The organism is Capnocytophaga sp. oral taxon 380 str. F0488 (assembly GCF_000318255.2).
GTDB classification, from domain to species: Bacteria; Bacteroidota; Bacteroidia; order Flavobacteriales; family Flavobacteriaceae; genus Capnocytophaga; species Capnocytophaga ochracea.
Genome location: NZ_KB291242.1, coordinates 24,065 through 40,972 on the forward strand (window position 1 = coordinate 24,065; position 16,908 = coordinate 40,972).

Annotated in this window: 10 protein-coding genes; 1 reads left to right on the top strand and 9 read right to left on the bottom strand. The window is 42.7% G+C overall.

The genetic code is table 11. The annotated features are described in order from the left end of the window. Nucleotides 1-490: 490 nt before the first annotated feature. Nucleotides 491-1,222 carry an RNA methyltransferase gene (locus tag HMPREF9078_RS10980; RefSeq protein WP_009420734.1) on the bottom strand — a complete coding sequence of 244 codons (732 nt, stop codon included), beginning with the start codon at nucleotides 1,220-1,222 and terminating at the stop codon, nucleotides 491-493. A 226-nt stretch (nucleotides 1,223-1,448) separates the two neighbouring features. Here HMPREF9078_RS10980 and HMPREF9078_RS10985 point away from each other — a divergent pair, with 226 nt between their 5' ends. Then, nucleotides 1,449-4,025, top strand: a complete 2,577-nt coding sequence (locus HMPREF9078_RS10985; protein ID WP_034543605.1) for a BamA/TamA family outer membrane protein — start codon at nucleotides 1,449-1,451, stop codon at nucleotides 4,023-4,025. Between the two features lie 224 nt (nucleotides 4,026-4,249). On the opposite strand, the gene HMPREF9078_RS10990 is transcribed toward HMPREF9078_RS10985, so the two are convergent. The 8 genes from HMPREF9078_RS10990 to HMPREF9078_RS11025 all read right to left on the bottom strand — a co-directional run bounded on the left by HMPREF9078_RS10990 (nucleotide 4,250) and on the right by HMPREF9078_RS11025 (nucleotide 16,902). Continuing rightward, nucleotides 4,250-5,917, bottom strand: coding sequence for a formate--tetrahydrofolate ligase (locus tag HMPREF9078_RS10990; RefSeq protein ID WP_009420736.1), 1,668 nt, complete (start codon nucleotides 5,915-5,917; stop codon nucleotides 4,250-4,252). Nucleotides 5,918-5,956: 39 nt separating this feature from the next. Continuing rightward, nucleotides 5,957-7,111: a lactonase family protein gene (locus tag HMPREF9078_RS10995; protein ID WP_009420737.1), complete on the bottom strand. Its 1,155-nt coding sequence runs from the start codon at nucleotides 7,109-7,111 to the stop codon at nucleotides 5,957-5,959. Nucleotides 7,112-7,169: 58 nt separating this feature from the next. Then, nucleotides 7,170-8,558, bottom strand: coding sequence for an aromatic amino acid ammonia-lyase (locus HMPREF9078_RS11000; protein WP_009420739.1), 1,389 nt, complete (start codon nucleotides 8,556-8,558; stop codon nucleotides 7,170-7,172). A gap of 72 nt (nucleotides 8,559-8,630) precedes the next feature. Continuing rightward, complete coding sequence (gene lnt, locus HMPREF9078_RS11005; protein WP_009420740.1) at nucleotides 8,631-10,244, bottom strand: apolipoprotein N-acyltransferase; 1,614 nt, start codon at nucleotides 10,242-10,244, stop codon at nucleotides 8,631-8,633. Nucleotides 10,245-10,419: 175 nt separating this feature from the next. Continuing rightward, nucleotides 10,420-12,624, bottom strand: a complete 2,205-nt coding sequence (locus HMPREF9078_RS11010; RefSeq protein ID WP_009420741.1) for a glycoside hydrolase family 3 C-terminal domain-containing protein — start codon at nucleotides 12,622-12,624, stop codon at nucleotides 10,420-10,422. 456 nt (nucleotides 12,625-13,080) lie between these two features. Beyond that, a complete protein-coding gene (locus tag HMPREF9078_RS11015; protein ID WP_009418477.1) occupies nucleotides 13,081-13,812 on the bottom strand; it encodes a GDSL-type esterase/lipase family protein in 732 nt (243 codons plus the stop codon). Nucleotides 13,813-13,900: 88 nt separating this feature from the next. Then, the gene (locus tag HMPREF9078_RS11020; RefSeq protein ID WP_009420743.1) at nucleotides 13,901-15,406 is read right to left on the bottom strand and encodes a glycoside hydrolase family 30 beta sandwich domain-containing protein; all 1,506 of its coding nucleotides are present in this window, start codon (nucleotides 15,404-15,406) and stop codon (nucleotides 13,901-13,903) included. Then, entirely contained in the window at nucleotides 15,406-16,902 is a 1,497-nt protein-coding gene (locus tag HMPREF9078_RS11025) for a RagB/SusD family nutrient uptake outer membrane protein (RefSeq protein WP_034543616.1), read from the bottom strand. Before HMPREF9078_RS11025 ends, HMPREF9078_RS11020 begins: the two co-directional genes overlap by 1 nt. Between the last annotated feature and the right edge of the window lie 6 nt (nucleotides 16,903-16,908).

Here is a 16,908-nt window from a genome sequence, read left to right on the forward strand (position 1 = left end):
GCTTACCGAATAAATGACTCGTCACATTCCCCCTTTTTCGTCTTTCGTCATTCGTCATTCTCTCCCTTTACCGTCATACTCCCCCCTAGTGCCTATGGCCTAAGTCCTATTGTCTATTCCCTTTCTTTCGCCTCGAAACCCCGTTTTCACCGTTTTTTGCATCGTTGTATTATATTATGAGTCAACTACTTATATACCCTTCCCATACCAATCGTCCAAGATTCACACCCTTTCTATACCAATCTTCCAAGATTCGTATAAGCTTCCTATAAGCTCCCTATAAGCTAAGACTCCACCCATCTTACAGCCTTTTTTTACCAAAACCTCTCCCTATCCTCTTCCGAACTCCTCCGTTTCTTTTCGAATCCTCTGACCCCTTCTCTGACCTGTCCGACCCGTCCATTCCCCTTGGTGGTATTATTGACATTTCTGGTATTTTTGGCATTATTGGCATTTACCCCATTTTCTAATTCTCTCATTTTCTCATTTTCTAATTATCCAATTTTCTTACCTGGCTCACCACTATCGCTCCCGCCATTGCCACATTTAAACTTTCCGTCTGTTGCAGTTTGCCAAAACGCGGAATGGTGATAATGCCATTAGCCAAGGCGCGTATTTCGGGGCTAATACCGTTAGCTTCGTTGCCTAAGATTAGCACACAATCTTCGGGAAATTCGGTAGTGTAGAGGTTCTCACCGTCCAAGTCCATTGCGTATAAAGGTAGGGCACAAGTTGCCAAGAAGCCTGCTAAATCCACGTAATGTACGGCAACCCTTGTGAGAGAACCCATAGAGGCTTGCACTACTTTCGGGTTGTAGCAATCCACCGTTTGGCTATTGCAGATAAGCGTTTCGATACCAAACCAATCGCAGAGGCGGATAAGCGTACCCAAATTACCAGGGTCTTGCACGTTGTCTAAGGCGAGGATTACACCTTCTTGCAAGATGCCCTTATGTTGGCGTTGGTGGAAAATCGCCAAGCCCTCATCGGGATTTTTAAGGCTACTCACCTTCCGCAGTTCCTCTTTGCTCACTAAGGTAATAGGCTGACCGTTCAGCGCTGTGGCAAACACTTCGGTAGCGATAAGTAACTCTAAACGGTAACCCGCTTGCAGAAATTCCACAATGCTCTTTTTCCCCTCTACTATAAAGAGATTCAGCTCATTGCGGTATTTCTTCTGTTGTAATTTCTGAATTAATTTTACTTGATTTTTGCTAAGCATAAAATAATTGTGTATTTTTGCCAAAAAATGATAAGGCTTGCACCTTAGAAATTAAACAAATCTATTCAAATCAAACAAATAAATGGTTGCTTTTTGTTTGATTTGTTGTGGTTTGCTCGATTTCTCTCCCTTTAGGGAGATTCTTTTAATTTGTTCAATTTCTCTCCTAAAAAAGAGATTTATTTCTTTGAAAATTCTTATTATTGAGCCCTAAAAACAAAAACTTGTGAGAAAATCTCTTTCCCAACTAAGCGTTATCAGTCTGTTATTCGTGTTAGCCATTGCTCTCTTTTCGTGCGATGCTACCAAGCGTGTCCCTAACGACCGCCATTTGCTCCGTGAAAACCTCGTATATGTGAATGGTACTAAGACCGACGATGCAAAGATAAACAATTTTGTATTACAAAAGCCCAATTCGTATGTTTTAGGAATGCCTATCAGTCTATATATCTACAATTTAGGAAACCCTAATGCCGAAAAGGATTTTGTCCAATGGCTCGATACACACCCTCGTTGGCATAGGTTTTTAGATGGTTTTCTCTCTAAAAAACAAGTGGGTCGCTTACAGAAGTCGTTTTTCGTTTCAGGCATCGATCACCAGTTGCAGAAGATAGGCGAAGCCCCATCGGTATTAGATACAGCACGCGTACACAAATCCACCAAGCAGTTGGGAGCTTATTTCAGAAGTATAGGCTATTTCAATAACAAAGTAACTGATAGCATCTTTATTCTCCCTAATGAAGAAAAACAACAAGCCAAAGTGGGCTATTATATCACTACCGGCGAGCGCTATTATATCGATAGCTTAAAGACGCATATCACTTCTCCTGAAATAGATTCAGTTTACCAACAAAACAAGGCAAAAACCTTCCTAAAATCAGGAGCCCCTTACCAGCTTACCGATTTTAGCAATGAACGTTCACGCCTGTACGAGCTCTTTCGCAACAACGGTTTTTATACCTTTCAGCAAAGCTCCATCAACTTCCAAATCGAGCGCGATACGGTTACAGCTCAAAAAGACAACAAACTGCAAGTAACTACTGATATAGGCGACCTTATAGAACGCGATGGCGATGTGATTACTACCAAGAAGTATAAGGTACACCACATCAATAAAGTACGTCTGTATACCGATTACGACAACAAGGTAGATAAGAGCTCTTTAGATTCTTTGGAGTACCGCAATATGATTATTTATTACAAGGGCAAGTTGCGTTATCGTCCACGTGTGTTGTACCACGCTACAAGCCTCAGAAAAGGACAAATCTACTCCGATTTAGAGCGCGGAAATACCTACCGACAGTTCAACAACCTGCGCGTTTTCCGCTACCCAAATATGGACTTCAAATACGCTACCAATGACACCTTGCAAAATAAACTCGATGCTAATATCTACCTTTCGTCCTTAGATAAGTTTTCATTGCGACTTACCAATGAGGTAAAGCGTTCTGAGATTGAAGCGATAGGTTTTGGGGTAGGAACTTCGTTTGCAGCACGCAATGTCTTTCGTGGAGCAGAAACCTTAGAGCTGAACTTACAAGGCACTTTTGCCTCGCAACCTACGCTTAAAGATACACGCTTTTTCAATACCTCAGAAGTCAGTGGCGATATACGTTTCATCTTTCCTTCTATCGTTTTCCCGCTGAATACGCGCAAGCTCATCCCCTATTATATGACCCCACAAACTATCTTGCAAACAGGTATGAGCTACCAAACAAATATAGGGCTCGATAAACGTACCACTTCGGGTTTGTTGCGCTATGTATGGAATCCGCGTAAGCAGAAGAACAAAGTCATTTTCGATTTGATAAACGTACAATACGTAAACAATATCAACCCAGGTAATTTCTTCAATATTTACCAAAGTACTTATGAAAGGCTGAACGATATTGCTAAAAAATACAGTTTAGGTAGCCGATATGTAGACGACAAAGGCAATCTTACCCCTACTGAGGGGACTTTTAACTTTATAAATGATGTATTCGAAAGGAATCTGGTAGTTCAAGGTGAAGATATTTTGCCTATATATGCTATTTCTGAACGCTATCGTCGTATTACAAATAATGACTTTATTGTATCAAGTAGTTTTACTTATATCATCAATAGCAAATCACAGTTTTTTGAACGCAACTTCTCACAATTGCGTTTCAAGATAGAAGGAGCGGGGAGTTTGCTCAATGCTTTGACAGCTACTTATAAAGTGGTCAATACCGAAGGTAGTACTAAGAATAAGATTTTTGGGGTAGAATACGCTCAATATGCCAAAGCTGAGGTCGATTTTATCAAGCACTTCCCCATAGCCAAACAGAGTTCATTAGCATTCCGTTCCTTCTTAGGGATAGCTATCCCTTATGGTAACTCCGATAATATTCCGTTTTCACAAAGCTACTTTGCCGGAGGTACTACCGATAACCGTGGTTTTAAAGCCTATCGTTTAGGACCTGGTTCAAGTGGTTCGATTTTAGATTACAACGAAGCCAATATGAAGATTACGCTCAATCTCGAATATCGTTTCCCTATCTTAGGGGCACTGAAAGGCGCCCTCTTCACCGATGTGGGAAATATCTGGAACGTAGCCGATAATACTCGTTTTGAAGAATACAAGTTTAAAGACCTTTCTTCATTAAAAGATGTGGGGTTAAGTACCGGATTTGGGTTGCGTTACGACTTCAACTTCTTTGTAATTCGCCTTGATATGGGTATACCTACATATGACCCTGCCGAAGAAATGAGCAACCGCTGGATAAAGAAATTCAGAATCAAAGAAACCGTGTTCAACTTCGGTATCAATTATCCGTTTTAAGTGTAGTATGAGTACAAGCTGAGTAAAGAGTGTCCAAAAAGTCTAAAAATCGTCACATACCCAGCTACAAGTATTCGCTGGCTTTGCATCGCAAACTTTGCCAAAGTTTTAAATTTTGGCAAAGTTGAAAACTAACTTAATCAATCATATTTTCGTTACATTCGTAGGGGAATTTTGTAAAGACTCTTCAAAGCAAAACTTTCCGAACAAGCTCTTTTTACCTTTTAAGAGAGTCCTGTGATAACTCCCTCGTCATCTATATCCATACCTTCGGCGGCAGGCACACTAGGGAGTCCCGGCATACGCACAGTATCGCCCAAGATTGGGATTACAAAGCCCGCCCCTGAGGCAAACTCAAACTCTCGCACGGTTACCTCAAAATCGGTAGGACGGGCGAGTTTCTTCTCGTCATCACTGAGCGATTTAGGCGTCTTCACTATACAAATAGGCATTTTATCAAAGCCTAATGTTTTGATTTGTTTCAACTGACTTACGGCTTTACTGTTGTAATTCACCTTGCTCGCTCCGTAAATCTTAGTAGCTACTGCTGTTATTTTCTCTTCTATACTCGCTTCATTGCTGTATAGCGGACTAAAATGACTCTCACCACTTTGGGCTATAGCCACGACAGCGCGAGCAAGTTCTTCGGTACCTTTACCTCCTTCACTAAACCCTTTACTTACAATAGCTTCTACCCCTTTTTGAGCACATACTTCTTTTACATAGGCAATCTCTTCTTCACTATCGTTAGGGAAATAGTTAATCGCTACTACTGCTTTGAGACCAAAAAGTTGCACATTCTCGATGTGTTTTTCCAAATTGGCAATACCGAGTTTCACTTTTTGCAAGGAAGGAGTGTTGTATTCTTCTTTTTTAGCCCCTCCGTGATGACGCAAGGCGCGGATAGTTGCTACAATCACCACTGCATCGGGAGCTAATCCTGCTGAAGTACATTTGATATTGAGGAATTTCTCAGCCCCAAGGTCAGCGCCAAAACCTGCTTCGGTAATTACGTACTCACCTAACGATAATCCCATTTTGGTAGCCAAAACAGTGTTTGTACCTTGCGCAATGCTAGCAAACGGGCCTCCGTGCAAGATAGCAGGATTGTTTTCAAGCGTTTGCACAAGGTTAGGCTTGATGGCTTCTTTGAGCAAAAGCGCCATAGCCCCTACCACCTTCAAGTCGCGCGCAAATACAGGTGTGCCGTCAAATTTCTTGCCTACATAGATGTTGCCAATACGTTTTTTCAGGTCAGAAAAACTTTCGGCAAGACATAGTATTGCCATAATCTCAGAAGCAGGAGTGATGTTAAAACCGTCTTCGCGAGGTACTCCGTGAGTAGCACCGCCTAAACCTACCACTATATGGCGTAGGGCACGGTCGTTCATATCCATTACGCGCTTCCAAACTACGGTGCGTGGGTCGATGCCAATAGAGTGTGTTTTGCTTTGGATATTATTATCAATGACAGCCGCCAATAGGTTGTTAGCCTTCTCAATAGCCGAAAAGTCGCCTGTAAAATGCAAGTTGATGTCCTCCATAGGTACCACTTGTGAGTATCCTCCACCAGCTGCCCCTCCTTTGATACCAAAAACAGGACCTAACGATGGTTCACGCAATACGGCAATCGCTTTTTTGCCTATTTTGTTAAGCCCTTCCGTCAGACCAATGCTCACCGTGGTCTTGCCCTCACCCGCAGGGGTAGGGGTAATAGCCGTAACGAGCACCAACTTACTGTTTTTCATCTTCTCAGCGTCGATGAGGTGCAACGGTAGTTTCGCCTTGTATTTCCCGTAAGGGTCGAGGTCGTCCTCACTGATGTTTAATTTTTTAGCTACCTCTCTGATAGGGAGCATCTGTGCCTTTTGGGCGATTTCTAAGTCGGTCATAAACAATTGATAATTAATAGTACGACAAAAGTACTTATTTTAGTTCAATTTTGCAAACACAATACAAGTAGGTTTATCTATCTCAATCTCTTCTGGCGTTTCAGTCAGTTCGCCAGTTTCTTCATCACGTTGAAAAATCTGAATTTTATTATCATCTCGGCAAGCTACTAAAAGGTATTTACCATTAGGAGTAATAGCAAAATTGCGGGGGTGAATACCTGTGAGTTGGTAGCCTATTTTGGTTAAAGTACCTTTCTCAGGGTCAATAGCAAAAATTGCAATACCGTCTTTCTTTAATCGGTGAGAGGTGTACAGAAAACGCCCATCGGGACTGATATGTATATCGGCACTACCACGCCCGCCACCTTCATCAGCCATTATACGCTGTACTTCTTTCATCTTACCTTTGCGATAGCCGAGCACTACACACTCTCCACCCAATTCGCCTATCAAATAAGCAAAACGTCCATCTTTACTAAACGTAAGATGGCGAGGACCTTGTCCGTCGCTCACCTCATAAGCTACTCGCTGAGCGGTGAGCACCTCAGCGTTTTTACGTGCTTTCTTGTTGTAACGAAAGCGATACACGCGGTCGTTGCCCAAATCAGTTGCTAATATATACTTTTTATCAGGGGTGGGAATAATGCAGTGGATATGTGCCACGCGCTTGGGTGTCTTTCCTACAAAAGCAATATGCTGTGTCTCTGCTTTTAATTTACCTTCTGCATCTAGCGGGAAAACACTGATGTCGCCCCCTGTATAATTAGCCGTAATAACATAGTTACCGTCAGTAACAATATGACAAGGGTCAGCACCCGCCTGTTTCAGCTCTTCCTTAGAACTCTCCTTAGAGACAGTGGATTGAAAAACGGGATAACTCAAAAGCGCTTTATCTTGACTCAAATCAAACGAGTAAGCTCCTTGTCGTCCGTCGTTATATTCGCTTACTGCGTACAGATGTTTCCCATCGGGGGATAACGTCAAGAAAGAAGGATTGGCAGCGGTAGCACTGCTCAGCAGTTCGAAAGTTCCATTCTCCTGATTAAAACGGTAGGTATAAATACCTTTAGAATTGCCTCCTTCGGTATAAGTGCCTACAAACATCGTCAAGTTATTAGGTTTTCCGTCTTGTGCAAATATATGAAAGGCAAACATCGATAATACCAAAGAAAGAACAGTTTGTAATTTCAACATAACTTTTAATAATTAAAAATTGAACAATTTTGCCCCAAAGATATGAATTAATTATCAATTATTCATTGTTCATTTCAAAAAACCTTATTGTGTGCTCTATTTGCTTCTTGAGGGTAGTTACTTCCTCTTCTGCCATAAAAGAGAGATATTCCTTAAATAAAGCTGAATGATGCTCAAATTGTTTCTTTTTCCACAGTGAAGTAGCCAAAATGAGTTCAATAGCCAATATTTCTTCTATATTCTTCACTACTTGCTCGCATTTAATAGCCGAACTACCTCCCATTCCTTTAATGTCTATTGTTTTTTCAAATAAAATTGGACTCTCGATGCTTGCAGGAGTGGAAAGACGACGGTTTTCGTTCAATATTCCTTCTATGATACGCTGAAAAATAGGATAATCTATTTCAGTTTCTATCTCTTTACCGATATTAGAAAGCAAGTAGAACACGCGTCGCTCGCTGATATTGCCCAAGCTGGTGAGGGTAATCGCCAAAAAGTCCATTGCTAATGAGAGAGGCAGAGTATGTGAATTACCTCCGAAGATAACTTCTTGAGTTTCGGGGAAGAGAATAGGGTTATCGGTAACTGAGTTCATCTCGGTTTTAATTACCTTACGAATAGCCGCAATCGACTCTCGGACGGCTCCGTGTATTTGAGGGATAGAGCAAAAAGCTTCGGGCATAGACGAGAAGGCTTGTGGGTGCTCAGAGAGGACACTGTCTTTCAGAAGCATACGAAGATGTTCGGCAGTTTCTACAAGTCCTTTGTGCGGACGTACCACTTGCATTGCTTCCGAGAATGCCGAGAGGTTGCCTCCAAATACTTGTGTGGAAACCGATGCTACAAAATCAGCCCACTGAATAAGTTTGAGTGATTTGCTAAGGTTGTAGATGCCATAAGCGGTGGTGAGCTGGGTACCATTCAGCAGAGCATCAGCTTCGCGTCCTTCTGACGATAGAGGTTGCCAACCGTATTTGCCTTCTAACTCTTGAGCCGAATAGACTTTGTGCTGTATGCACACTTCGCCTTCACCAAACAGAGGCAAGGCAAGGTGTGCTAAGGCAATGCGTTCATCGGGGATATCTTTGGAATAAACTACAGGGAAGACCCCGTGATTATAAAAGTCGATGAGACGTTGTACCAAAGCTAATCGTACCCCACTATAGCCGTAGGAGAAGGATTGTATTTTCAGGAAAAGCATCAGCTTAACAATCTCGTTAGGAATGCGCTCACCTATGCCACAAGCATAATGCCGCAAGAGGGACATAGAGTCTACCGAGAGCTTGTTCAGAGCTTTGGGGTCTTTTTGGAGATAATCACTGAGAAAACGGTGACAAGTTTCGATATTAATTACCGCTTCTTCTGAGAGTTTCAGTTGTGTATCGCCTTCTATAATAGCGGTTAGTTGCTCAAGCAGAAGGACTTCGTTTGAAATGTAGTGTTCCATACGATTTACTCGTTAGTTTTTTAGTCGTTAGAAAAGTGATGCAAATAGAGGTATTCAACTTTGCCAAAATTTTTAGTTGCCCGTCGTGCTACGACCTTTTTCACGTTTCCTCAATACCGCATACAAGAATACAAAAAACGCCAAGAAATACGCAATGCGAGCGATGTAGTCGCCCATTTGAACGTAAAATGTGAGTTCGTCGTTTAAGGCGATGGTACCTTTCAAACTACCTCGGGTGCCGTAAGGAAGAGTTTTGAGTATATCTCCCCTACCATTGATAAAAGCGGAAACGCCTGTATTAGCACTGCGGGCTACGCTGCGACGGGTTTCAATCGCACGCAAGCGGGTGTAACTGAGTAGCTGTTTGTAACCCTGCGTATCGCGCCACCACGCATCGTTGGTAAGGATAGCCAAGAAGTTAGCCCCTTTCTTAATATAGCCCGTTACAAACTCACCATAGATAGTCTCATAGCAAATGATAGGTGCTGCCTTGCCCTCGGTGTCTACTCCTGCAAAGGCAGTGCGTTCAGGCTGGGTAGTTTTCAGGGCTACCGTACCGCCAAGGTTGATAAGGGTTTCGCCTAAAATAGGTTTTAGCACCTGCTGATAAGGGAAATTTTCCACTGCTACCACCAGTTTGCTCTTGTGATACAGTGGTACTTCGGCATTGCGATTGAGCAAGAAAGCCGAATTGTAATCGTTGTACCAAAAACCATAGTCGGGCAAGTAGTTGCTTTGTGAGGTTGTCTGGGCTTTGTCTCTTACAAACTCAATCATAGAAGCTCCTGCTATCCAGTTTACATTAGGATAGTGACTGAGTAAAGTACGCAAAATAGATACTTCCCACGAAACAGGTAAATCTTGTAACTTAATGTTCTCAGCAAAAACCGTTTCGGGAGTGATGATAAAATTCACTTGGTTGTCTATATTTTCAGTGGCAAGTTGTACCAAGAGCCTACCTACTTCTTGATTGGAAAGTGCGTATTTTTCTTGATAAGGATCAATATTAGGTTGTAAAACAATAGCATTGATTGTCTTTTTGCCTGCTTCGCTATAATTGATATACTGGAAATACGAAATCACCACAGGAATAGCAAAAAAGAGCATTGCCACCCCCACTTTTCGAGCAAATGCTTTACGGTTTTTAGTAGAAAGATAATCAGTTAAGCCTATAAAAAGTACGATATTCACAAGCCATACCCATAGTGAGCCCCCGAAAGTGCCCGTATATTCGTACCACTGTATCCACGTAACTTGTTCGGAAAAAACGTTTCCTAAGTTCAGCCAAGGCCAAGAGACGTCCCACGTGAGGTGGAATTTCTCAAAAGAGAGCCATATCGCTACTAAGAAAACGAGCGACACTTTGCGGTTCATACGTTTCGCTACGATATGGTAGAGGAAGAAAGTGAGTGTCATCAAGAGAGTGTTTGCCAAAATAGCAAAAATTGCTCCTATTTGGGTAGAGTACCATATCCACCAGGTGGTAGGGATATTCCAAGTGAGAAAAGCCAAATAAGATAGTGCAAACACCTTGCGTTTCGTATGCTGGTAATCACGCCTAATGCGCGCTTCCATTAGTAAGAGAGGTACTAAGGCAATGAATATAAGGGCAGTAATGCCGTAAGTTACCCACGCACAGGCGAGTAAAGCCCCTGAAAGCAGGGCGAGGAGTATGTTTTTCTTCATTATAGACACTTAATAATGTGGCAAAGATAAAAAACAATTGCGAATGATAAATGATAAATGATGAAAAAATGTTGTCGTCAATTCAACTTTGGCAAAGTGGAGGAAGCTCCTTTAAGCAAAAAAGCTTGAAGTCTACAAGACTTCAAGCTTTTTTCATATGAAAAGTAAAAAATATTTATTCTAAGGTGAAATCTACTGTGCTTTTAATGTCGCCAGAAGAGGTGCCTACTAACGCTTTAAAAGTTCCTTTTTCGGCTACCCAAGCGTGTTGGTTGGGGTCAAAGAAGGAAAGGTCTTGCTTGGTGATGTGGAAAGTTATGGTTTTGGTTTCTCCTGCCTTCAAGAATACTTTCTCAAAACCTTTGAGTTCTTTATACGGACGTAACACTGAGGCTTCTTCGTCGTGCAAATAGAGTTGTACTACTTCAGCGCCATCGCGTTTGCCGGTGTTCTGTACTGTTACCGAGAAGCTGATATCGCCGTTGGTGGTCTTCTTATTGGCGGTGAGTTTTCCGTATTTGAAAGTAGTGTAGGAGAGTCCGTGACCGAAAGGGAATAGCGGTTTTATCCCTTTGGTATCGGCGTAGCGGTAGCCTACCAAAATGCCTTCGAGGTAGGTAACCTCTTTACCACCTGGGTATTCACCTAAGGCTATTGCGCCATTGTCCTCCAAACGCACTGGGAAAGTGAAAGGCAATTTCCCTGAGGGGTTCACATCACCGAAGAGTACATCGGCGAGAGAGTTGCCTGCTTCAGAACCTAAATACCAATCTTGTACGATAGCGGGTACGCTTTTCACCCAAGGCATCGCCATTGCATTACCCGAAATGAGTACTACTGCCAAGGTTTTATTGGCTTTTGCCAAAGCCTCAATCACGGCATCTTGTCCGTAAGGTAAGCCGTATTGTTTGCGATCGTTACCTTCGCAATCCTGACCGTCGTGTTTGTTGAGTCCGCCTATAAAGATAACGACATCAGCTTGTTTAGCGGTTTTTACGGCTTCAGCAAGGAGTTCTTGCGCCGGACGTTTATCGGTGATGTCGTTGGCAGCAAGCCCGTCTTGGTCTTTGTAATCATCGCTAGCATAGCCACGTGCATAGAGCACTTTGGCAGTATTGCTTATGCGGTTTTTGATTCCGTCTAAGGGGAGTATCTCGTGAACGGCTTTAAGTGAGGAACTTCCTCCACCTACGGTCATCATTTTAATAGCATTCTCGCCTATTACGGCTATGGTTTTTGCCTTTTTAACGTCGATAGGCAATATATTTTTATCGTTTTTGAGCAGTACGATGCCTTCTTGCCCTATCTTGCGAGCGACGGCAAAGTGTTCTGGTGAAGCGAATGACCCAAAGGGTCGATTGGCTGCCATATTGGTGCGGAATACAAGTCGGAGGATATTGCGCACCTTTTCATTCACTACTTCTTCTTTTATTTCCCCCGATTTCAGTTTTTCGAGAAAAGGTTGCGCAAGGAAGTAATGGTCGTAAGCATTCGAGCGGTTTTCAGCCATTCCGTCAGTCCAAGTACCAAATTCCATATCCAATCCGTGGAGGGCAGCACCATCGGTGTTGTTCACTCCACCCCAATCGGATACTACGGCACCGTCGAAGCCCCATTCTTTGCGCAAGATATCTTGTAATAGGTATTGGTTTTGGCAAGCCCATTGGTCTTTATATTTGTTATAAGACCCCATTATGCTCCACGCTTTTCCCTCTTGCACAGCGGCTTTGAAAGCGGGGAGGTAAATCTCATACAAGGCGCGGTCGTCTACCTTTACATTCACGGTATGGCGGTTGATTTCTTGATTGTTAAGCGCATAGTGCTTCACACAAGCGGCAACGCCATTGGCTTGCACGCCTTGTACATAAGGCACGACCATTTTGGATGCCAAATAAGGGTCTTCACCCATATACTCGAAATTGCGACCGTTGAGAGGAATGCGGTAGATGTTCACCCCAGGACCTAAGAGTACGTTTTTGTTGCGATAGCGGGCTTCTTCGCCTATGGCTTTTCCGTAGGCTTTGCTGAGAGCGGGATTCCACGTGGCAGCAAGGCAAGTGAGAGCGGGGAAAGCGGTACATTTATCATTTGTCCATCCTGCTTGATTCCACTCGTCCCAGAGTACTTCGGGGCGTATGCCGTGAGGACCATCGGTCATCCAGTTTTCGGGGATACCCAAACGGGGCACGCCAGGTGAACTGAACTTAGATTGAGCGTGGCACATAGCTACTTTTTCCTCTAAAGTCATTCGCGAGAGGGCATCGTCTATACGCTTCTCAATGGGTTGTGAAGCGTCTAAATAAACAGGCGTTTGCTGGGCTGAGAGCGTACCTACGACACAGCAAAGCAGTAAAGTTTTTATATTTTTCATATTAGTCATTTTTAGTTGTTAGTGTTCTTAGAATTGAGCAAATAAAAATACTACCTCTCAATAAAACAAATTTCATTTTTTTTCAGAGATAATATTTTTGCGTTTTTTTTCGTCAAAAACTAATTTTTAACATATTTTCTTCAGATTTTCATACCCCTTTTTAGCCAATTGATTTTCAGTTTAGTAACGCCTTATCTTCGGTTTAGCTTCGCCTTACCTTCGCCTTAGGTTCGCTTTAGGTTCGTCCAAAGTGGCTGAAAAGTAAAACACAAAAAGTAATGTAATAAAATGATTATTAGTATTTTAGTTATTTAAGGTAAAAAATGAGTACCTCCTAAAAAAGTTTGTGTTTTTCTTGTCCTTTTAGCATACTTTAACATTTTTTCAGCAGTCTAAAAGTTCTATATCTCCTAATATACGTCTCACTCTTCATTTACAAATCTGTTAATCTGTTAACTTGCTAATTTATTCTCCTCTCACTTTTTTAATAAGAAGCGGTTTGAGAATGGCTGTCCAGAGCTTATAACCTTCGGCATTCATATGTAGGTTGTCTTCTTTAAAGATATCAGTGCGAAGATTACCCGCTTCATCGTACATTACTTTGGTAATATCTACATAAGTATAGCCTTGTGCGGTGGCATTTTCCTCTAAAAGAGCGTTTACCAATAGCTGGTCTTTCAGCTGGTCGGCTTTGTGTTGTGAGGGTTTTAGCGATACCACAATCAGAGGCGTATTGGGGTAGTCTTTTTTGAGCTTGTCGATAAATATACGGAACAGGTCAAAACACTTCACAGCATTTACACCTTCCTTATGATTGCCCAAATCGTTTTCCACGTATAGCAAAATGCTTTTAGGGGTATAGCCTTTGGCAATAGTGTTGTAATTGTAAATCATATCGCGTAAGGTAGCCCCTCCGTAGGAACGACGAATGAGTTTCAGTGGGGCGAAATCTTCGTAGATAGTATCCCACAGATTGATAGACGAACTCCCCAGAAAGAGTACGTCGCAAGAGAGGTCTTTTAAGCGTTTATTCTCCTTCTGATAACGATTGATATCGCCTTGATAACGGGTAATCCAAGAAGTTTCGTCGCGTTGTTCAAACGGAATAACGGTTTTGATAAGGGTTGTAGGGGTTGCGGTTTGCGCACTCGCAAAGGTTGTTACTAATAGGAATAACAACAGTAATATTCTTTTCATTCGCTTAATTAATTTGTTGATGTTCAACTTTGCCAAAGTTATTATAGCCTCTCGTGCTACGAGCTTTGGCAAAGTTTACAATTTCTGTTTATATTTTAGGTATCAAAAAAGATACCACACTATTGGCGGGTACTTCATAAGAGAAATAGTGCTTGCCGGTGCTTAGGGTCAGATAGGTTGCTTCTTTCTTTTTATTCAGCAACACACAAGCCAAAGAACCGTCAGGGTTCTCGAATGCGGTACATTGCACGTTGTCGTCGGTAGTTTTTTCAACACCTATGCGGGTCGCTCCCTGCTTGATGACCGCCGAAAGGTGACCTATCACGTAGTAATGCGAGTTGCGACGCATCGTTTTATAATCGGATGTTTGGATATCGACCGCACCAAAACAAGTTTTGCAACCGCCTTCACGATTGGGCGCTCCGTGTTCGTCGAGCATTAAATTCCACACTATCACCGCCTTGCAATGATTGTTGAGGGTTTTGATACCGAGCTCTTGCATATCTTCGGTGAGACGGCGTTCAAGATTGCGACCATCGTTCCAAGCACCTATGGAGCTTTCGGTGAAAATGAGTTCTTTATTGGGGTATTGGTTATGAATGTTGCTCAATTCGTTAGGATTTCCCCCGTAGTTATGGTAAGCAGCCCCCGCAACGTACTGAGAGGCATCGGCATCTTTATAGATATGCAAGGGGTATTGCTGTTGTGAAGGCTTATTATCGTAGTTGTAATTATGGTCGAAGAGGTAGATTTTAACCTCAGCAAAGCCTTTGTTGCGCAGGGTTTTACCTAAGGCGTTTTTGATAAAGGCAAGCTGTTCGTCCCATCCCATATACATAGAAGCTGAGTTGCCTCTGTTGAGAGGTTCGTTTTGTATAGTAATGGCATTGACGTTCAGGCTATTGTCTTTCATCGCTTGCAACCATTTGGCGAAATAGAGCGCATAATCCTGATAGTGAGCAGGGTTCAGCTGACCGCTTGTCCATTGGTTATGAGGTTGCAAATCGGTAAGGTTATTGACCTTCATCCAGCGCGGAGGTGTCCAAGGAGAGCCAATGATTTGCACTTTGGGGTTGATAGCGAGAATCTCTTTGAGTATAGGAATCACGTATTGCGTTTCCTCTTTGGTGAGGGCAAAATGCTCTATTCCCTTGGTATCGCAAAGAGTGTATTCACTTAGAGAAAAGTCGGAACAGCCGATGGATATACGCACAAAATTCTGCCCGAAGCCTTCAGTTTCGGAGAAGGTTTCGGTGAGAAACGCCTTTCTATCGGCGGGAGACATCTGCATCAAGTTATAACAGGTAGAACCTGTAATGGCAGCCCCGAAGCCATAGATAGTTTGGAATCTTTCAGTGGGTTTTAGGGTGATACTATAAGATGCGTTAGGGTTTTTGATGAGCTTTAGGTCGGTTTGCTCTTTGTAGAATTCTTTTTGACGATTGGCTGTAGTCAGCAATACGCTCACTTTACCTACCGATGGCTCAACAACAGGGGGAGGAGTAGGTTCCTCCCCTGTGTTGGATTTTTTCTGGCAGCTGCAGGAAGCGATGCTCCAGAGTATTACAAGTAAAAAAGACGGGAATAATTTCATTAGTAACCAGGATTTTGGGTGAGTTTTTTATTGTTTTCTAATTCAGTTTGTGGAATAGGATAAAGCACTGTGTTCTCGTTGAGCGGGTAGGTTTGTTTTAGTCTACCAGTATCTCTTGCGTTGAGAGAGTTCATTGTTTCAATGGCTTTATCGTTACGCACCAAATCGAACCAACGGAAGCCCTCAAAAGCCAATTCAAGGCGACGTTCTTTGAGTACGACTGCTTTCATTTGTTCTTGTGAAAGAGAGGCGGAAATAGCAGCAAGTCCTACTCTTGCGCGTACTTGATTTACTAAGGCAGCCGCCTGAGCAGTTTGACCTAAAGCGGCATAAGCTTCAGCTTTGAGCAAGAGGATATCGGCTAAACGCAACTTGATGATACTACTGCCTCCTGAACGTATTTTGTACATAAAAGGATAGTGTTCAGAAGGGTAATAATTTTTCCAAGAAGGTTGCCCCCAAACGATAGCTTGATCTTTGCGCACGGTATCACCTTCGGCATCGAAAGCAGCTATGAGGTCGCGTGAAGGGGTTACCCATTTTGCCCAGTCGTAAGTGCTATTGGGGTTGGTGTAGTTTAAGCCGAAGAGCCCTGGTAACCAAGTTTGTCCGCCTTGAGAGTAGGTAATCTCGAAGATAGACTCAGCAGAATTACGCACTTTTACATCGGTTTTAGCATCGTTGATTTGAAATAAATCGGCGTAATTAGGCAAGAGAGTAAAGCCATCGGCTTCTACGGCTGCGCAATACTGAATGGTTTTGTTGTAGTCGCGTATAGGTTTCTCGGCATATACGTGAGCTAAAAGCGCATTGGCAACTGCGCGACTAAAGAAGAACTTATCGTTAGTCTTCACAGCAGGAGCATCGACGAGAGCCTCCTCGAGGTTGGTGCGAATGATGTTGTACACCTCGGCAACTGAAGTGCGTTCAGGAAAGAGCAATTTGTAGGTTTCTTCTACATTTTCAGATGATATTTCAGGGACTTCAATAGGAGGAATAGGGACTGCTCCCCAAAAGCGCACCATATCAAACAAGAGCCACGCTTTGAGTATTTTAGCTTCGGCTTTCCACTGTTTGCGTTCAGTTGTTGTAAGCGAGGCATCGGGCACTTTATCTACATTGGCAATTACTACATTGGCTAAGTTGATACCTTCTAAGTATTTTTGCCAATCACGTTTGATATTTCCGTTAGATGCATCTTGGCTGTTCTGTTCTATAGAAGTAATCTCGACGCCAGAAGTACCTGCATAAGCGTTATCGGCACGAGTTTCGGTATTTTGTAGGAAGTCTAACGTCCAGAACTCTTGCGCACTACCTCGTACGAAAGCATAGATAGCCTCGTAGCGGGTTTGCATTTGTGCTTTAGTTTCTATAGCAGAAGAGCTTTTGCCCTCCGCAGTTGTATTTTTCTCGTTGAACTCCGAAATAGGGTCTTTATCTAAACTGCACGCCGTTAGTGCTACTAACGAGAGTGCAAGGTATATATATCTTTTCATTTTTGT